The 17,971-nt window shown below is 71.0% G+C and carries 16 protein-coding genes and 1 pseudogene; 9 read left to right on the forward strand and 8 right to left on the reverse strand.

Features of this window, described 5'->3' with window-relative positions; translation table 11 throughout:
- Window positions 1-110 precede the first annotated feature (110 nt).
- Window positions 111-1,493, reverse strand: a complete 1,383-nt coding sequence (locus tag ACFWNV_RS34695) for a glycine--tRNA ligase (protein WP_383954810.1) — start codon at window positions 1,491-1,493, stop codon at window positions 111-113.
- A 156-nt stretch (window positions 1,494-1,649) separates the two neighbouring features.
- Between ACFWNV_RS34695 and ACFWNV_RS34700 the strand changes: the two genes are divergently transcribed.
- Genes ACFWNV_RS34700 through ACFWNV_RS34715 form a run of 4 tightly spaced genes read left to right on the forward strand, consistent with a single transcriptional unit; the run spans window position 1,650 to window position 4,832 of the window.
- Entirely contained in the window at window positions 1,650-2,648 is a 999-nt protein-coding gene (locus tag ACFWNV_RS34700) for a metal ABC transporter substrate-binding protein (RefSeq protein WP_383954812.1), read from the forward strand.
- 35 nt (window positions 2,649-2,683) lie between these two features.
- Complete coding sequence (locus ACFWNV_RS34705; protein ID WP_383954814.1) at window positions 2,684-3,475, forward strand: metal ABC transporter ATP-binding protein; 792 nt, start codon at window positions 2,684-2,686, stop codon at window positions 3,473-3,475.
- Window positions 3,475-4,341 (forward strand): metal ABC transporter permease, encoded by an 867-nt coding sequence (locus ACFWNV_RS34710; RefSeq protein ID WP_383954816.1) that lies wholly within the window; start codon window positions 3,475-3,477, stop codon window positions 4,339-4,341. Before ACFWNV_RS34705 ends, ACFWNV_RS34710 begins: the two co-directional genes overlap by 1 nt.
- Window positions 4,342-4,400: 59 nt before the next feature.
- Window positions 4,401-4,832 carry a transcriptional repressor gene (locus ACFWNV_RS34715; protein ID WP_327252681.1) on the forward strand — a complete coding sequence of 144 codons (432 nt, stop codon included), beginning with the start codon at window positions 4,401-4,403 and terminating at the stop codon, window positions 4,830-4,832.
- Between the two features lie 336 nt (window positions 4,833-5,168).
- On the opposite strand, the gene ACFWNV_RS34720 is transcribed toward ACFWNV_RS34715, so the two are convergent.
- From ACFWNV_RS34720 to ACFWNV_RS34735, 4 genes are all read right to left on the reverse strand, one after another.
- A complete protein-coding gene (locus ACFWNV_RS34720; RefSeq protein ID WP_383954818.1) occupies window positions 5,169-5,996 on the reverse strand; it encodes an isoprenyl transferase in 828 nt (275 codons plus the stop codon).
- Window positions 5,997-6,008: 12 nt separating this feature from the next.
- Window positions 6,009-6,755, reverse strand: coding sequence for a DNA repair protein RecO (gene recO, locus ACFWNV_RS34725; protein WP_383954820.1), 747 nt, complete (start codon window positions 6,753-6,755; stop codon window positions 6,009-6,011).
- A 134-nt stretch (window positions 6,756-6,889) separates the two neighbouring features.
- The gene (locus tag ACFWNV_RS34730) at window positions 6,890-8,386 is read right to left on the reverse strand and encodes a nucleobase:cation symporter-2 family protein (RefSeq protein WP_383954822.1); all 1,497 of its coding nucleotides are present in this window, start codon (window positions 8,384-8,386) and stop codon (window positions 6,890-6,892) included.
- Window positions 8,387-9,058: 672 nt separating this feature from the next.
- Entirely contained in the window at window positions 9,059-9,754 is a 696-nt protein-coding gene (locus tag ACFWNV_RS34735; protein WP_383954824.1) for a TerB family tellurite resistance protein, read from the reverse strand.
- 231 nt (window positions 9,755-9,985) lie between these two features.
- Here ACFWNV_RS34735 and ACFWNV_RS34740 point away from each other — a divergent pair, with 231 nt between their 5' ends.
- Complete coding sequence (locus tag ACFWNV_RS34740) at window positions 9,986-10,147, forward strand: SDR family oxidoreductase (protein ID WP_383954826.1); 162 nt, start codon at window positions 9,986-9,988, stop codon at window positions 10,145-10,147.
- 152 nt (window positions 10,148-10,299) lie between these two features.
- On the opposite strand, the gene leuA is transcribed toward ACFWNV_RS34740, so the two are convergent.
- The gene (leuA, locus tag ACFWNV_RS34745) at window positions 10,300-12,069 is read right to left on the reverse strand and encodes a 2-isopropylmalate synthase (protein ID WP_383954828.1); all 1,770 of its coding nucleotides are present in this window, start codon (window positions 12,067-12,069) and stop codon (window positions 10,300-10,302) included.
- 376 nt (window positions 12,070-12,445) lie between these two features.
- Between leuA and ACFWNV_RS34750 the strand changes: the two genes are divergently transcribed.
- The 4 genes from ACFWNV_RS34750 (at window position 12,446) to ACFWNV_RS34765 (ending at window position 15,553) form a co-directional block, all read left to right on the forward strand.
- Window positions 12,446-13,501, forward strand: a complete 1,056-nt coding sequence (locus ACFWNV_RS34750; protein ID WP_383954830.1) for a M4 family metallopeptidase — start codon at window positions 12,446-12,448, stop codon at window positions 13,499-13,501.
- A gap of 24 nt (window positions 13,502-13,525) precedes the next feature.
- Window positions 13,526-13,795, forward strand: a complete 270-nt coding sequence (locus tag ACFWNV_RS34755; protein ID WP_383954833.1) for a protealysin inhibitor emfourin — start codon at window positions 13,526-13,528, stop codon at window positions 13,793-13,795.
- A gap of 95 nt (window positions 13,796-13,890) precedes the next feature.
- Window positions 13,891-14,712 (forward strand): GNAT family N-acetyltransferase, encoded by an 822-nt coding sequence (locus tag ACFWNV_RS34760; RefSeq protein WP_383954835.1) that lies wholly within the window; start codon window positions 13,891-13,893, stop codon window positions 14,710-14,712.
- Window positions 14,713-14,890: 178 nt separating this feature from the next.
- Window positions 14,891-15,553 (forward strand): class I SAM-dependent methyltransferase, encoded by a 663-nt coding sequence (locus ACFWNV_RS34765; protein WP_383954837.1) that lies wholly within the window; start codon window positions 14,891-14,893, stop codon window positions 15,551-15,553.
- 31 nt (window positions 15,554-15,584) lie between these two features.
- Here ACFWNV_RS34765 and era read toward each other — a convergent pair whose 3' ends face one another.
- A complete protein-coding gene (gene era, locus ACFWNV_RS34770) occupies window positions 15,585-16,535 on the reverse strand; it encodes a GTPase Era (protein WP_374213701.1) in 951 nt (316 codons plus the stop codon).
- Between the two features lie 552 nt (window positions 16,536-17,087).
- Window positions 17,088-17,438, reverse strand: a pseudogene (locus ACFWNV_RS34775) (DUF916 domain-containing protein); the annotation flags it as partial.
- Window positions 17,439-17,971: the final 533 nt, after the last annotated feature.

Below are 17,971 nucleotides of genomic sequence, written 5' to 3' on the forward strand. Positions count from 1 at the left end.
GGGGGGCGGGGGGGGGGCCCGGCCTCCCTGCCCCGGCGGGCCGGCCCCGGGATCCGGTTGGGGCCGGGGGCCCACCGCCCCCGGGGCCACAGCCGCATCAGCGGCGGAACCTAGCAGCCGAGCAGGCGGCTGCCGAGGTAGCTCTGGATCTGGTCCAGGGAGACGCGCTCCTGCTTCATGGTGTCGCGCTCTCGCACGGTCACCGCGTTGTCGTCGAGGGTGTCGAAGTCGACGGTGACGCAGAACGGGGTACCGATTTCGTCCTGGCGGCGGTAGCGGCGGCCGATGGCGCCCGCGTCGTCGAACTCGATGTTCCAGAACTTGCGCAGGTCGGCGGCGAGGCCCTTGGCCTTCGGCGACAGCTGCGCGTTGCGGGACAGCGGCAGGACGGCGACCTTGACCGGCGCCAGGCGCGGGTCGAGGCGCATCACGGTGCGCTTCTCCATGACGCCCTTGGCGTTCGGGGCCTCGTCCTCGTTGTACGCGTCGAGCATGAAGGCGAGCATGGCGCGGTTGACGCCGGCCGCCGGCTCGATGACGTACGGGGTGTACTTCTCCTTGGACTCCTGGTCGAAGAAGACGAGCTCCTGACCGGAGGCGGCGGAGTGCGCCTTGAGGTCGAAGTCGGTGCGGTTGGCCACGCCTTCGAGCTCGGAGAACTCATTGCCACCGAAGTTGAAGCGGTACTCGATGTCGGCGGTGCGCTTCGAGTAGTGGGACAGCTTCTCCTTCGGGTGGTCGTACCAGCGGATGTTCTCCTCGCGGAGGCCGAGGTCGCGGTACCAGTTCCACCGCTCCTGCATCCAGTACTCCTGCCACTGCTCGTCCTCGCCCGGCTTGACGAAGAACTCCATCTCCATCTGCTCGAACTCGCGGGTGCGGAAGATGAAGTTGCCGGGGGTGATCTCGTTGCGGAAGGACTTGCCGACCTGCGCGATGCCGAAGGGGGGCTTCTTGCGCGAGGTGGTCATCACGTGGGCGAAGTTGGTGAAGATGCCCTGGGCCGTCTCGGGGCGCAGGTACGCCTTCGAGCCGGTGTCCTGGGTCGGGCCGAGGTGGGTCTCCAGCATGCCGGAGAACTGCTTCGGCTCGGTGAACTGGCCCTTCACGCCGCAGTTGGGGCAGTTGATGTCGGCCAGACCGTTGGCGGGGACGCGGCCGTGCTTGGCCTCGTACGCCTCTTCCAGGTGGTCGGCGCGGTGGCGCTTGTGACAGGAGGTGCACTCGGTCAGCGGGTCCGAGAAGGTGCCGACGTGACCGGAGGCCACCCAGACCTCGGGAGCCAGGATCACCGACGAGTCGAGACCGACGATGTCCTCACGCCCGGTGACCATCGCCTTCCACCACTGGCGCTTGATGTTCTCCTTGAGCTCGACACCGAGCGGGCCGTAGTCCCAGGCAGCCCGAGAGCCGCCGTAGATGTCACTGCACGGGAAAACGAAGCCACGGCGCTTGCTCAGGCTGACGATGGTTTCGATCTTGTCGGCGGCCACGGTGCTCTCTTCATTTACGAGGACGAACGGCGAAGCCTCAAGGTTACCGGCGCCCGCACCCCCCCTTTCAAATCGGGACCCCCCTCCACGGGCCCTCCGCACCCCTCCCACCAGGGTTTTTGACAATCGTTTCCATCTTTGATGAAAATGGATGTCATGAACGTACGACGACGCCTCATACCGACCGCCGCCCTCGCCGCCACCGTCGCCCTCGCCGCCACGGCCCTCACCGCCTGCTCGGGCACGGCCGGAGCCGCCGGGGCGAAGGACGGCAAGCTCGACGTGATGGCGTCGTTCTATCCGATGCAGTTCCTCGCCGAGCAGATCGGCAAGGACCACGTGAAGGTCGACACCCTCACCAAGCCCGGGGTCGAGCCGCACGACCTGGAGATCACCCCGAAGCAGACCGCGCAGCTCGGCGAGGCCGATGTCGTCCTCTACCTCAAGACGCTGCAGCCCGCCGTCGACAAGGCCGTCGCCCAGTCCGGCGTGAAGAACATCGTCGACGCCGCCACCCTCACCAAGCTCGAGGTGCACGGCACCTCCGGCCACGAGGACCACGAGCACGCCGCCGAGGAGGGCCACACCGAGGCCCCGGCGGGCGACGGACACGACCACAGCCACGGCGAAGCCGGCGAGGACCCGCACGTCTGGCTCGACCCGGTCAAGTACGCCGAGATCGCCAAGGGCGTCGGCGCGGCCCTGGCCAAGTCCGACCCCGACCACTCGGCGGACTACAAGAAGAACACCGACGAGCTCGTCGCCAAACTGGGCACGCTGGACACCGAGTTCAAGGACGGCCTGAAGAACACGGCCTCCAAGACCTTCATCACCACCCACTCCGCCTTCGGCTACCTCGCCGAGCGCTACGGCCTCGACCAGGAGGGCATCTCCGGCGTCGACCCCGAGTCCGAGCCCAGCCCGGCCCGGATGAAGGAGCTCCAGGGCCTCGCGAAGCAGGACAATGTGTCGACGGTGTTCTTCGAGACCCTGGCCAGCGACAAGACGGCCAAGACCCTCGCGGCCGACACCGGCCTGAAGACCGACGTCCTGGATCCCCTGGAGGGAATCACGGACAAGTCCCAGGGCGCTGACTACTTCGAGGTCATGCGGGCGAACCTGAAGAACCTCCAGAAGGCACTCGGCACCAAGTAATGGCAACAGCAGTAGCGGCATCGGAGGCGCGAGCCATGGAGTCCAAGCCCACACAGGCCCTGGACCAGCCCGTCATATCCCTGCGCGGGGCCACGGCCTCGCTCGGCTCGCGCCCCGTGCTGCGCGGCATCGACCTCACCGTCCGCAGCGGTGAGGTCGTGGCCCTGCTCGGCGCCAACGGCTCCGGCAAGTCCACGGCCGTCCGCGCCGTGGTCGGCCAGGTCCCGCTGAGCGACGGCGCCCTGTCCCTCTTCGGCACCGACTTCAAGCGGTTCCGCGACTGGTCGCGCATCGGGTACGTCCCCCAGCGCACCACCGCCGCCAGCGGGGTCCCCGCCACCGTCCGCGAGGTCGTCTCCGCCGGCCGGCTCGCCCGCACCCGCTTCGGATTCCTGCGCAAGGCCGACAAGGCCGCCGTGGAGCGCGCACTGGACCTGGTCGACATGGGTGCGTACGCCGACGCCTCGGTCAACGCCCTCTCCGGCGGTCAGCACCAGCGGGTGCTCATCGCCCGCGCCCTCGCCGGCGAACCCGAGCTGCTGATCATGGACGAGCCCATGGCCGGCGTGGACCTGGCCAACCAGGAGGTCCTGGCGAACGCCCTGCGCAGCCAGGTCGCCGCCGGCACCACGGTGCTGCTGGTCCTGCACGAGCTGGGCCCGCTGGAGCCGCTCATCGACCGCGCCGTCGTCCTGCGCGACGGCTGCGTCACGCACGACGGCCCGCCCCCGGAGGCCCTCGGCCAGCACGCACTGCCGGGCCACGACCACGTACACCCCCACTCCGCGCACGACGCCGAGCCCCTCCGGACGGGACTGCTGAGCTGATGGACCTCCTCGACTACGCCTTCATGCAGCGGGCCCTCATCGCCGCCGCCCTCGTCGGCATCACGGCCCCCGCGATCGGCACGTACCTCGTGCAGCGCCGCCAGGCCGTCATGGGCGACGGCATCGGGCACGTGGCGATGACCGGTGTCGCGCTCGGCTTCCTGCTCAACACGAGCCCGGTGTGGATGGCCACCCTCGTCGCGGTCATCGGCGCGGTCGGCATGGAGCTCATCCGCTCCCGCGGCAAGACCAGCGGGGACATCGCCCTGGCCATGCTCTTCTACGGCGGCCTGGCCGGCGGCGTCATGATCATCAACCTGGCCCCGGGCGGCTCCACGGCCAACCTGACCAGCTACCTGTTCGGCTCCATCACCACGGTCTCGGCCGAGGACATCACCGCGGTCGTGATCCTCGCCCTGTTCGTCGTCGCCGTCACCCTGGGCTTGCGCCGGCAGCTGTTCGCGGTCTGCCAGGACGAGGAGTTCGCCCGGGTCACCGGCCTGCCGGTGCGCTTCCTGAACCTGCTGATGGCCGTCACCGCAGCCGTCACCGTCACCGTCGCGATGCGCATCGTCGGCCTGCTGCTGGTCAGCGCCATGATGGTGATCCCGGTCGCGGCCGCCCAGCGCGTCACCCGCGGGTTCACCGCCACCCTGACGGTGGCCATGGTGATCGGCGTGCTGGTCTCGCTGTCCGGCACGGCCGCCACCTACTACATCGACGCGCCGTCCGGCGGCACGATCGTGCTGCTCGCCATCGCCGTCTTCATGGTGATGACGGCGGTGTCCACCCCCCTGGCCCGGCGCCGGGCCAGGGCCGCCCGCGTGGCCGAAGAAGTCTGTACGCGTGAAGACGTAAAGGTCTGAAGACCTCGGGCAGTCGGCCGCCTGGCACAATGGGCCGATACCGAGACGAGGAGGAACCGGTGGCGACTGCGCCTGGCGAGATGAACACCGCGCCAGTACGAGGACGATCCACCCGACAGCGGGCCGCCGTCGCGGCGGCGCTGGACGAGGTGGACGAGTTCCGCAGTGCCCAGGAACTCCACGACATGCTCAAGCACCGCGGGGATTCCGTGGGCCTGACCACCGTCTACCGCACCCTGCAGTCCCTCGCGGACGCCGGCGAGGTCGACGTGCTGCGCACCAGTGACGGCGAGTCCGTCTACCGGCGCTGCTCCACCGGGGACCACCACCACCACCTGGTCTGCCGCAAGTGCGGCAAGGCCGTCGAGGTGGAGGGCCCGGCGGTGGAGAAGTGGGCGGAGGCCATCGCCGCCGAGCACGGCTTCGTGAACGTCGCCCACACGGTGGAGATCTTCGGTACCTGCTCGGACTGCGCGGCGGCCGCGGCCTAGAGCCTGCGCAGCCTGCCGTCCAGCAGCGCCCGTACGCGCACCAGGGCGGCCGGGGCCGCCATGCCCCGCTTGGGCAGTGCCACGAAGCCACGGCCCCGGCGCTCGGTCAGCACGAACAGTTCCGGGGTCTCTCAGTACGCCGACAGGACCTGCCACTCGACGGCGGTCCGGTCCGGTCCGCCGCCCGTGGTGCGGTCAGTGCCATCACGGTGGGCAGGACCAGCTCGCGGCGCCCGGGCCGGGTCCCGAAGGACCAGGCCCGCCGAGCCGTCCGGTAGTCGTCGGCCGTCGGCCGGTACTCGAGAACGATCTCGCCACTGTCCATGACGATGGCGGCTAACCCGCGGAGCCGGCGCCCTCACCCTGGTTCGGCACGGCCCCGCCGAAGCGGCGGTCGCGCTGGGCGTACTCGTAGCAGGCCTGCCAGAGGTTGCGGCGGTCGAAGTCGGGCCACAGGACGTCCTGGAACACCATCTCGGCGTACGCGCTCTGCCAGAGCAGGTAGTTGGAGGTGCGCTGCTCGCCGCTCGGGCGCAGGAAGAGGTCCACGTCCGGCATGTCCGGGTAGTACATGTACTTCGCGAAGGTCTTCTCGTTGACCTTCGACGGGTCCAGCCGGCCCGCCGCGACATCGCGCGCGATGGCCTGCGCCGCGTCCGCGATCTCGGCCCGGCCGCCGTAGTTGACGCAGAAGTAGAGGGTCATCGCGTCGTTGTCGACGGTCTGCTCCTGCGCGACCTGGAGCTCCTGGACGACCGACTTCCACATCTTCGGCATGCGGCCGGTCCAGCGGATGCGGATGCCCAGCTCGTTCATCTCGTCGCGGCGGCGCCGGATGACGTCGCGGTTGAAGTTCATGAGGAAGCGCACCTCGTCGGGCGAGCGCTTCCAGTTCTCGGTCGAGAAGGCGTACAGGGAGAGGTTCTTGACGCCCAGCTCCAGGCAGCCCTTGAGCACGTCGAGCACGACGCCCTCGCCCACCTTGTGACCCTCGGTGCGCGGCAGTCCGCGCTCCTTCGCCCAGCGGCCGTTCCCGTCCATGACGATCGCGACGTGGTTCGGGACGAGCTCGCCGGGGATCTTCGGCGGGCGCTCACCGGAGGGGTGCGGCTCGGGAACCTTGTACTCGCGGCGAGAGCGTCCCAGAATCCCGCGTCGTGCCATGTTGCCCAGCTCCTATTTCTCGACGTACCGAAGGGAGCGTAGTCCGCGCTCCAGATGCCAGTGCAAGTAGGCCGAGACCAGCCCGCTGCCCTCCCGCACGTGACGCGCCTCGCACGCGTCGGCATGTCCCCAGTCGCCCGTCAGCAGGGCGCTGAGCAGGGCGATGGCCTCCGACGAGGGTACGACGCTGCCGGGGACGCGGCAGTCGCCGCATATGACCCCGCCCGCGGCGACGGAGAAGTGCCGGTTGGGGCCGTGCATCCCGCACTTCGCGCAGTCGTCGAAGCTGGGCGCGTAGCCGTTGACGGCGAGGGAGCGCAGCAGGAAGGCGTCGAGGATCAGGTTGGGGGCGTGTTCGCCGCGCGAGAGGGTGCGCAGGGCGCCGACGAGCAGCAGGTACTGCTGGACGGCGGGCTCGCCCTCGTGGTCGGTGAACCGCTCGGCGGTCTCCAGCATCGCGGTGCCGGCGGTGTAGCGGCCGTAGTCGGTGACGATGCCGTTGCCGTACGGAGCGATGATCTGCGTCTGTGTGCAGAGCGGCAGGCTGCGGCCGATCAGTTCGCCGCTGCGCGAGAAGAACTGCACGTCGGCGTGGGAGAAAGGTTCCAGCCCGGCGCCGAACTTGGACTTGGTGCGTCGGACGCCGCGGGCGACGGCCCGGACCCGGCCGTGGCCCCGGGTCAGGAGCGTGATGATGCGGTCCGCCTCACCCAGCTTCTGGGTGCGCAGCACGATGCCGTCGTCGCGGAACAGGCTCATGGGCTCATTGTCCCGTACCGGACCGACAGGACGGACTCCTGTACGGACTCCCGTACGGACTCCCTTGCGGACCCCCTTCACGGCAGCGTCCCCCGCCGGGCACGAGGCCCGGCGGGGGACACCCCTTGGGAGGATCAGGCGGTCGGCGCCGGGGCGGGCTCGCCCTCGCCCGACTGGGCCGGAATGGCTGCCGTGGGCTCGTCGTCCGCCACCGCGGCGGAGTTCGCCGGGGCGTCGGCCAGCAGGGAGTCGGCCAGCGGGGCGTCGTGCGAACCGTCCTTGCCCAGACCGTTGAAGATCAGGTTCAGGACGATCGCGGCCGTGGCACCGAGCGTGACACCGCTGTTGAGGAGCGAGGAGAGGTCCGCGTTCATGTGGTCCTTGAAGAGGACCGGGACCGTGGCGGGGAGCAGCGCGAAGGCCAGGGAGACACCCACGACGAGCGCGTTCTTCTCCTCCTTGAGGTCGACCTTGGCCAGGGTCTGGATGCCCGCCAGGGCCACCATGGCGAACATCACGGTCGCGGCGCCGCCGAGGACTCCGTGCGGAACGGCGGCGACGATCGCGGCGGCCTTGGGGATCAGGCCGAGCACGATCATGAAGACACCGGCGGCGACCACGACGAAGCGGCTCTTGACCTTGGTCATCCGGACCAGGCCGACGTTCTCGGCGAAGGCCACGTACGGGAAGGAGTTCAGGACACCGCCGAGGGCGGTGGCGGCGCCGTCGGCACGCAGGGCGCGGGCCACGGTCTCGCTGTCGATCTCCTTGCCGACGATGTCACCGACGGCGTAGGTGTCGCCGGTGGTCTCCACCATGGTGATCAGCATGACGATGAGCATCAGCACGATCGGGAACCACTCGAACTTCGGCGCACCGTAGTAGAAGGGGGTGGTGATGCCGATCCAGTCGGAGTTGCTCACGTCGCCGAACTTGGCGTCGCCGAGCAGGAAGGCGACGACGGTGCCGCCGACCAGGCCGAGCAGGATCGAGATGCTGTTGAGGAACGGCTTGCCGAGCTTCATCAGGATGAGGATGAAGAGCATCGTGCCGCCGGCGTAGGCGAAGTTCTTCGGGTCACCGAAGTCGGGGCTGCCGAGGCCGCCCGCGGCGTCGTTCAGGCCGACCGGGATCAGCACGATGCCGAGGACGGTGATGACCGTGCCGGTGACGACCGGCGGGAAGAGCCGCATGATCGTGCGGAAGGCCTTCGGCGGCAGCCAGGCGAAGGCGAAGGTGGCGATGCCGGCCGTGATGACCGCGCCGTAGATGACGAGCAGACCCGCCGTCCCGCCGCCCGCTCCGAGACCGATGGCGATCATCGGGGATACGGCGGTGAAGGTGACGCCCTGGATCAGGGGCAGCCGGGCACCGACCCGGCCGATGCCCCAGGCCTGGATGATCGAGGCGATACCGCAGGTGAAGAGGTCGGCATTGATCAGGTAGACCAGTTGCTCGGTGGTGAGCCCGAGGGCGCCACCGACGATGATCGGAACGATCACCGCACCGGCGTAGAACGCGAGTACGTGCTGGAAGCCGTACAGCGCGAGCTTGGGGAGGGGGAGCACCTCGTCGACCGGGTGCGTGCTCTGCTTTCCGGTGGCGGAAAGCGGTGCGGCGACACGTGCCATCTCTGCCTTGCCCTTCAATGAGGTAGGTAACTGAGAGGAAGCTGAGGGGAACTGGTTGTCCCTGGCGAAGTGGGTCGTTAGCCCGTTGATCCGTCAGGGTTTTCAGTAAGTCCACGTGAATCGAAGCTCCGCGGTGTTACCGGCGGCGTCTCCTCGTGTGACCGGAATTGAACGCCTGTGGGGCCGCTCACAGATATCGTCGACTTCTACAAAATGTTGACCCGCTGCCGCGCAGGGTCTAGAGGTTTCTCCAGTGGTGGAGACCCGCGGTGTCGACTATGGCCAACGCTTCACGGAATCGGTGCTTCCCGCTGCGCGAACGCGAAGGCCATGCGCGGTGACGTGGGGGTTAACGCCCGGCGGGCCGTTCGGCCGCGCAAAGAAGAAGACCCCGCTCCGTCCGTCCACGTGGTGGAAACACCCCGTACGGATGACGCGCCTCCGCGGTTCACCACACGCGGAAGGATCTCCGAAACGAGGGTGCGAGGCCCGATCGTTATCTCGGATTGTGCCGTTTTCGACCACACGGTGAGACGCCCCGCGTCCGAAACCGTCCGTACGGCCGAAACGATCGCCTGCGCCGCTCCATCGCCGCGCACCCCGCCCCGGTGGCACGGAGCACGCCTGAGGCCCGTACGGGATCCCGTACGGGCCTCAGGCGTGGGACAGGGCCTACGGCGCCCGGACCGCCGACAGCAGCCGGGCGACCTCGTCCGCGTCGATGCGCAGGGCCGCGCCCACGGTCGCCAGCACCTCGCGCTCGGCGGGGATGTACGGGCCGTCCGCGAGGGCGACGCGCGCGCCCTGCAGCAGGATCGATTCGCGGCCCGGTCCGGCCAGGTGCGGGGCCAGCGGTTCCAGTGCCTCGTGCAGCTCGATCGAGAGCGCGGCGCCGTAGCAGTCGGGGCCGTCGTAGAGCCCGAGCCGCCCCTCCTCGGCGGACAGCCCCTCGACGAGGGACTCCAGCTGCTCCTCGGTGCAGTCCTGGAACCCGGCGGACCGTACGGCGCCCACGGCGGCCTCCAGCGCACTGCGCGAGGCCGTCCCGCCGGCGGCCAGCACGGCCAGGGTCACGGTGTGCACGGCGTCGCGCAGCAGCGCGGAGAAGCGGGTGGTGGTGAGGTGGTCCAGGACCTCGGTGCCGAAGCGTTCGCGGCAGCCCTGGCACTCGACGACGGGGCCCGCCTGCCCGCGGGGCAGCAGCGGCACACCGAGGACGGTGAAGCGGCGGCGCCCCGTGCGCCGGCGGTAGTTGCGGTCGCCACCGCAGTCGGGGCAGAAGAACTCCCCGTCCCCCACGGTGCTCCAGGTGGTGCGGATACCCCAGACCGTCAGCTTCCGGCCGTCCCCACCCCGAACTGGCAGCACGTCGCACCTCCGTAACCTTCCGGCAACATCGCCGGGTTGGCGTGATGTTAGCCACATCGGTGAGGATGCGTCAGTCGTGTGACAAGACAACATCGTCCGGCCGCCGTACTTGGCCGATCTGCGCCCCTGCCCGGATCCGGCCCCGCACCCGGCCCCACCTGCACACCCGCCCGCACACCCGCCCGCGCGCCCGCCCCCGCGGCCGCCCCGGACTTCCCTGCCCTCGGCCGCATGAACGAGAAGTCTTGTCCGGTGACCGGCGCCGCGTACGGCCCGGCGAAGTTCGTGGCCCCGGGGCTGACCGAGCACCTGGCGGTGGAGTGGGCGGCGCGCGGGATCCGCGTCAACGCGGTGGCCCCCGGGACCACCGTCAGGAGCGGGTGCTCACGCTGACGGACGAGCCGGGCGGACCGGAGGAGGTGGCGGCTACCTGGCGCGCTGAAGCCCTCCGCAACGGCCCTGGAGGCGGCCCCGGAACCCGCTCCGGAAACGGCGGAACCCCGCCCCTCCCGGTAGGGAAGGGGCGGGGTTCGCTCGCGTACGGGTCAGCGGCCCGCGCGGTTGACGGCGGAGATGACCGCCTTCAGGGAGGCGCGGGTGGTGTTCGCGTCGATGCCGATGCCCCACAGGACGCGGCCGTCGATCGCGCACTCGATGTACGAGGCGGCGACCGCGGAGGCGCCCTCGCTCATCGTGTGCTCGGTGTAGTCCAGCAGGCGGGCGTCGATGCCGATGCCGGCCAGCGCGTCGAAGAAGGCCGAGATCGGACCGTTGCCGGTGCCGTCCAGCACGGTCTCCGCGCCGTCCACGACCGCCTCGACGGTCAGCGTGTCGGTGCCGTCCTTGTCGGTGGTGGTCTGGCCGGAACGCAGCTGGATACGACCCCACGGGTTGTCGGGGTTGGGCAGGTACTCGTCCTGGAAGACGTTCCAGATCGCGGAGGGGGTGACCTCTCCGCCCTCGGAGTCGGTCTTGGCCTGGATGATCCGCGAGAACTCGATCTGCATGCGGCGCGGCAGGTCCAGCTTGTGGTCGTTCTTCAGGACGTACGCGATGCCGCCCTTGCCGGACTGCGAGTTGACCCGGATGACCGCCTCGTAGGAGCGGCCGACGTCCTTCGGGTCGATGGGCAGGTACGGAACGGCCCACTCGAGATCATCGACGGTGACGCCCGGGCCCTGGGCGGCCGCGTCGGCCTCCATGGCGTCGAAGCCCTTCTTGATGGCGTCCTGGTGGGAGCCGGAGAAGGCGGTGTAGACGAGGTCGCCCGCGTAGGGGTGGCGCGGGTGGACTTCCATCTGGTTGCAGTACTCGCTCGTGCGACGGATCTCGTCGATCTGCGAGAAGTCGATCTGCGGGTCGATGCCCTGGGAGAACAGGTTCATGCCCAGCGTGATCAGGTCGACGTTGCCGGTGCGCTCGCCCTGCCCGAACAGGCAGCCCTCGATGCGGTCGGCGCCGGCCATCAGGGCCAGCTCGGCGGCCGCCACGGCGGTGCCGCGGTCGTTGTGCGGGTGCACGGAGATGCAGATGTGCGCGCGGCGGGTCAGGTTGCGGGCCATCCACTCGAAGCGGTCCGCGTGGGTGGAGGGCGTCGAGCGCTCCACGGTGGCGGGCAGGTTCAGGATGATCTCGCGGCCCTCGGACGGCTGCCACACGTCGCAGACGGCCTCGCAGACCTCCAGGGCGAAGTCCAGCTCGGTGTCGGTGAAGATCTCCGGGCTGTACTGGTAGCCGAAGACGGTCTCGGGGCCCAGCAGCTTGTCGGCGTACTCCATGACCAGGCGGGTGCCGTCGACGGCGATCTGCTTGATCTGCTCCTTGGAGCCGCGGAAGACGACCCGGCGGAAGGTCGGCGCGGTCGCGTTGTACAGGTGCACGGTGGCGCGCTTGGCGCCGATCAGCGACTCGACGGTCCGCTCGATCAGGTCCTCGCGGGCCTGGGTCAGTACGGAGATGGTGACGTCGTCCGGGATCGCGCCCTCTTCGATGATGGAGCGCACGAAGTTGAAGTCGGTCTCACCGGAGGACGGGAAGCCGACCTCGATCTCCTTGTAGCCCATGCGCACCAGCAGGTCGAACATCTCGCGCTTGCGGGCGGGGGTCATCGGGTCGATCAGCGACTGGTTGCCGTCGCGCAGGTCCGTGGACAGCCAGCGGGGCGCCTTGGTGACGCGGGCCTCGGGCCAGGTGCGGTCGGGGATGTCCACCTGCTCGTACGAGCCGTACTTGTGGATCGGCATCCCGGAGGGCTGCTGGGTGTGGGTCGCGTTCGTGATGGGCGTGGGGCGACCGACAAAAGTGTGCTGGCTCATGACGTAGGGCTCCTCGCGTGTCCGCGTGTAGTTCGCTGGGACGGCCGACGGACGGTCGCAAAACCGCAACACCAAACTCCGCGGGGAGGGGGTCGGCCTACGACTACAGGCCCTCGCCGCGGCAGCTAAGGAGGAGCAGCCCGAAACGCATGATGGGCCGAGCCTAACCGAGCCGCCCCGTAATGCGGGACCTGTTTCAGTATGCAAGACCCGCAGGTCCGATTTGCACCCTTTGTGAGTTAAGCCTCTTTACCGGTTGCCCACCGGGCCCGATGTCCGGTTGATCCGTCAATGCGCCGCCGACGGTTTCAGACGACCGAATGAATCATGGTCGCCGCTAGTGACACGGCCGTCACGCACTGCCACATTGCCGGGCATGGATGCCTTCTTCGATCGCCGTCACCCCGTCTTCTGCACCGTGGTGCCGCCGCACCTCCTGGACAAGATCGCCCGCTCCGAGGACCCCGCCCGGGCCGCCGCCGCGCGGCGGACCCTCGAACTCGACGCCTCGCACCGGGTCCGGCGGCTGATGACGGTGCTTCCGCCCGCCACGGACACACCGTCCGAGACTCCCGCGCGGACCATCTACGACGCACAGCACCAGACCCGGCTGCCCGGGAAGAAGGTGCGCGGCGAGGGCGAGGACGCCGGCCGGGACGCCAGCGTCAACCGTGCCTACGCCGGGCTCGGGGCCACCTTCGAGCTCTTCCTCAAGGGCTTCGGCCGCCACTCCATCGACGACGCCGGCCTGCCGCTGAACGCCAGCGTCCATTACGACCGGCTCTACAACAACGCCTTCTGGGACGGCAGCCAGATGGTGTTCGGCGACGGGGACGGGGACCTCTTCCTCGACTTCACCGTGTCCGTGGACGTCATCGGGCACGAGCTGACCCACGGGGTCACCCAGCACACCGCCGACCTGGAGTACTACGGCCAGTCCGGCGCGCTCAACGAATCCATGTCCGACGTCTTCGGCTCCCTCATCAAGCAGTACTCGCTGGACCAGAACGCCGAGGACGCCGACTGGCTGATCGGCGCCGGACTCCTCGGCCCCTCCGTGGACAGCGGCTTCGCCCTGCGGTCGATGAAGGCGCCCGGGACGGCGTACGAGGACGACGAGCTCGGCAAGGACCCGCAGCCCGCGACCATGGACGACTACGTGCGCACCTCCCGCGACAACGGCGGCGTGCACATCAACTCCGGCATCCCCAACCACGCCTTCTACCTCGTCGCCACCGAGCTCGGCGGCAAGGCCTGGGAGCGGGCCGGACGGATCTGGTACGACGCCCTGACCGGCGGGGAGCTGGGCCCGAAGGCCGACTTCGCCCGGTTCGCCGCCCTGACGACCGCCGCGGCCGTCACCCGGTACGGCGACGGGGGCACCGAACACCAGGCACTGCAGAAGGCGTGGTCGGCCGTCGGCTTGGGGTAGGGGGCATCGGGTAGGAGGGCGGTCATGCGGATTCAGGTGGTGCGGACGGGCGGCTTCGCGGGGATCGAGCGGCGGGGCGAGGTGGACACCTCGGGCCTGCCCGACGAGGCCGAGTGGCAGGCGCTGGCGCAGCTGGCCCTGCGGCCCGGCCCGCCGGGGGATCCTGCGGACCGGATCCGGGACGGTTTCTCGTACCGGATCACGGTGGACGGGCGGACGGTGCTCTGCGGGGACCCCGACCTGTCGGACGCACAGCGCTCGCTGATCTCCCGGGTCCTGAAGGAAGGCGCCTGAAGAAGGCCCCTGAGGGAGGCCCCTGCCGGAAGGCGCCTGAAGCCGGGCGCCCGAAAGGAGGTGCCTGATCGCGGCCCGCTTGCTTGGATGGCCGGATGATCACGACTTCCGACCCCCTGCCCGAGCTCGAGCGCTACTACGACGCTGCTCCCCGGGCGGGCGGGGCGCGGGCCGAGGACTTCGGCCCGCTCACCCTGTTCGTCCAGGAGGGCGACGGCTGGCCGTACTACGCGCGGCCCGCGCTCGGCGCCGCCCCGGCCGGCGGCATCACGGTGGCCGACGTGGAGCGGGTGCTGGCCCGGCAGCGGGAGCTCCGGATCCCCGAGGCCTTCGAATGGGTGGCCGAAACCACCCCCTCGCTGCGCGCCGCCGCCGAGGCCGCCGGGCTGAGCGTGCACGCGCATCCGCTCATGGTGCTCGACCCCGCGGCGGTACGGCTCCCCGCGCATCCCGACGTACGGGTGCTCGGCGCGGCCGACCCGCTGCTGCGCCCGGCGGTGACGGTGCCGATGCTGGCCTTCGCCGCTCCCGGCACCGCGGTGGGCGAGCCGGGCCCGGCGGAGCTCGCGGCGGCGGAGCGGGACCCTGCCTCGGAGGGCCGCCGGATCCGGGTGGCGGGGATGATCGAGTCGGGCCGTACCGCCCTGGCGGCGGCCGTGCGCGACGGCGTGGTCCTGTGCTCCGGCCAGTACGTCCCGGTAGGCGACGTAGCCGAGGTGGTCGGTGTCGGCACCCTCCCCTCGGCCCGCCGCCAGGGCCTGGCCCTCGCGGTGACGGCGGCCCTGGTCGCCGACGCCCTGGCCCGCGGAGCCCGCACGGTGTTCCTCTCGGCGGGCGACGAGGACGTGGCCCGCCTCTACGCCCGCCTCGGCTTCCGCTCCGTGGGCACCGCCCTGATCGCGGACCGCCCGCTGTGATCCGCCGGCTGTGATCCGTCGGCTGCGGGCCCGCACCGCCCGGCGGCTGCCCGCGCAAATCTGAGCCCGTTTTTTTGCGGGAACGGCAAGGGCGCTTGGCCGGTGCGCAGGTCCGGGCGGAGCATCGCAGGTGCGGGGACCCGGTCCCCGCACCCGTACCGACCGGAAAGAGTCCGCCATGGCGCACGCGCACGACCACGCCCCCCACTCCCCCGAGACCGGCTTCGCGGGCGAGGAGTTCTGGGACTCCCGCTACCGCGAGAGCGACCGGATCTGGAGCGGTGACGCCAACGCCGTGCTGGCCCGGGAGGCCGCCGCGCTCGCTCCCGGCCGGGCCCTGGACCTGGGCTGCGGGGAGGGCGGCGACGCCGTGTGGCTCGCGCGGCAGGGCTGGCACGTCACCGGGACGGACATCTCCGGGGTGGCCCTGGAGCGGGCCGCGGCCCACGCCGCCGACGCCGGGGTCGCGGACCGCACCGCGTGGGAGCGGCACGATCTCGCGGAGTCCTTCCCGGCCGGGGAGTACGAGCTGGTCTCCGCGTGCTTCCTGCACACCTTCGGGGAGTTCCCGCGCGAGCGGGTCCTGCGCCGGGCCGCCGCGGCCGTGGCCCCGGGCGGGATCCTGCTCGTCGTCGGGCACGCGGGCTGGCCGTCCTGGCAGGAGGACCGCCCGGAGGTGGACTTCCCGACCCCGGACGAGGTCGTGGCCCAGCTGGAACTGGAGGCCGGCGCCTGGGAGGTCCTGCTGGCGGAGGAACACGTACGGGCCCAGAACCAGCCTGACGGCCGGCCCGGGACCCGTACGGACAACGCGGTGAAGGTGCGGCGGCGCGCCTCTTGACGCGCCCCTCGCCCGATCCGGAACGACCGGGCTAGAACCCCAGCTTGCGCAGCTGCTTGGGGTCGCGCTGCCAGTCCTTGGCGACCTTCACGTGCAGGTCGAGGAAGACCGGGGTGCCGAGCAGCGCCTCGATGTGCTTGCGCGACTTCATCCCGACCTCCTTCAGGCGGGCGCCCTTCGGGCCGATGATGATGCCCTTCTGGCTCGGCCGCTCGATGTAGAGGTTGGCGTGGATGTCGAGCAGCGGGCGGTCCGCCGGGCGGTTCTCCCGGGGGATCATCTCCTCGACGACCACGGCGATGGAGTGCGGGAGCTCGTCCCGTACGCCTTCCAGCGCGGCCTCGCGGATCAGTTCCGCGACCATCACCATCTCGGGCTCGTCGGTGAGGTCGCCCTCCGGGTACAGCGGCGGGCTCTTCGGCAGCATCGGCGCGATCAGGTCGGCCAGCAGCTGGACCTGGGTGTCGCCGACCGCCGAGACGGGCACGATCTCGGCCCACTCGAAGCCGAGCTCTTCGGCGAGCTGGTGGACGGCGATGAGCTGCTCGCCCACCACCTTGGACTCGACGAGGTCGGTCTTGGTGATGATGGCGATCTTGGGGGTCTTCTTGATCCCCGCGAGCTCCTTGACGATGAACTTGTCACCGGGGCCGAGCTTCTGGTCCGCGGGCAGGCAGAAGCCGATCACGTCGACCTCGGACCAGGTCGCGCGGACCACGTCGTTCAGCCGCTCGCCGAGCAGCGTGCGCGGCTTGTGGAGGCCGGGCGTGTCGACGAGGACGAGCTGGGCGTCGGGGCGGTGCACGATGCCGCGGACGGTGTGGCGGGTGGTCTGCGGCCGGTTGGAGGTGATCGCGACCTTGGTACCCACGAGCGCGTTGGTCAGGGTCGACTTCCCCGCGTTGGGACGGCCGACGAAGCATGCGAAGCCCGCACGGTGCGGGCTGGTGGTCTCGGGGGAACGATCGCTCATACGGGCCATTCTCCCCGATGCGGCTCCCAGCGCCGACCAGGCCGCCGCCACGAGGGCCAGAGCGGCCCCGAGCAGGCCGTTCAGGGCGGGGTGCGCGGCGTATCCGGCGGTGGCCCGGGCGGCCGCGCCTTCGGCCCGCGCCACCACCGCGACCTCGGCCCATTCCAGGGCGGGCGGGTCGGCCCAGCGCGCCGTGAGCCGGACCCGCTGGCCGGGCAGCAGCTCGGCGGGCAGACCGGTGAGGGGGCGGGAGACCAGCGCGCGGCCGAGGGCCCCGGAGGCGGTCAGAGTGGCGCGGGGGCGCAGGGTGACGTTGCCGAGGTTGTGGAGCGTGTACGAGATCTCCGCGCCGGCGGGGCCGCGGCGGACGGTGCGGAGCTCCTCGACGGCCAGCGCGGGGGCGGTGGGACCGGTGACCCGGAGGTAGACGCGGGCCGCCACGGCCTGCTGGATCCCGATCCCCTGCACCGCGGTGTCGCCCGGCCGGTCCTCCAGGGCCACGACGGCTCCGGGGTGGTCCCCCGGTTCGGCCCGGTCGGGAACGGTGAGGGTGAAGCCGACACTGACCGCCGTCTTCGCGGGGACGGTGACCCGCTCCCGCGCCAGCACCGTCCAGGCGCCGGTGGCGGTACGCGGCTCCCCGGGCCCGCGCAGGGCGAAGCCGCCGTCGCGGGCCGTGTTGTAGGCGTCGGCGGCGTAGAGGCGGAACGTGCGGGGGCGGTCGGTGCGGTTGGCGATGGTGACGGAGTCGGTGACGGCCTGGCCGGGGCCTGCGGCGAGGTAGAAGTACGGGCGCTGCCCGAGCGTGTTGGCGGCGGGCAGGACGGACCACTGCCCGTTGTCCGCCGCCCTTGCCGTCCCGGCCCCCCCGAGCAGCCCGATCCCCGCCAGCACGACGGCGACCCCGAACACGGCAAGCAGCGACAGCGCCGGCGGCTGCGGCCGGGGCCGGGCCGGGGCGGCGGGGGCGGGAGCCGGGGCGGCCTGGGCCTGGGCGGCCGGGGCCGGGGTCAGGGGCAGGGCCTGCGCCTGTCCCTGAGCCTCCGCGTCCGCGGACAGAGCCAGGGCCTGCGCCTGCGCCTGCGCCTGCGCCGCCGGGACCGGGGACAGGGACAGGGCCTGGGCCTCGGCCTGGGCCTGGGCGGCCGGGGCCGGGGTCAGGGCCAGGGCCTGGGCCTGGGCCTCGGCCTGGGCCTGGGCGGCCGGGGCCGGGGTCAGGGCCAGGGCGGTGGTCGGCCGGTGGTGTGCAGCGGTGGGGCGCTCCCGGGAGGGGTCTCTCCCCGCCCCGCCCTTCCCCCGTTCCCCGGGGCTGCGCCCCGGACCCGTTGCCGGGTGCGGCGCCGCTTCCGGGGGCCAGCCCCCGGACCCCCGCTCCTCAAACGCCGGAGGGGCTGCATTGGCCCGCCGGGCGATCCAGCCCCGGCCAGCGGCGCCCCGTGCACACG

Source organism: Streptomyces sp. NPDC058401 (assembly GCF_042722885.1).
GTDB lineage: Bacteria > Actinomycetota > Actinomycetes > Streptomycetales > Streptomycetaceae > Streptomyces.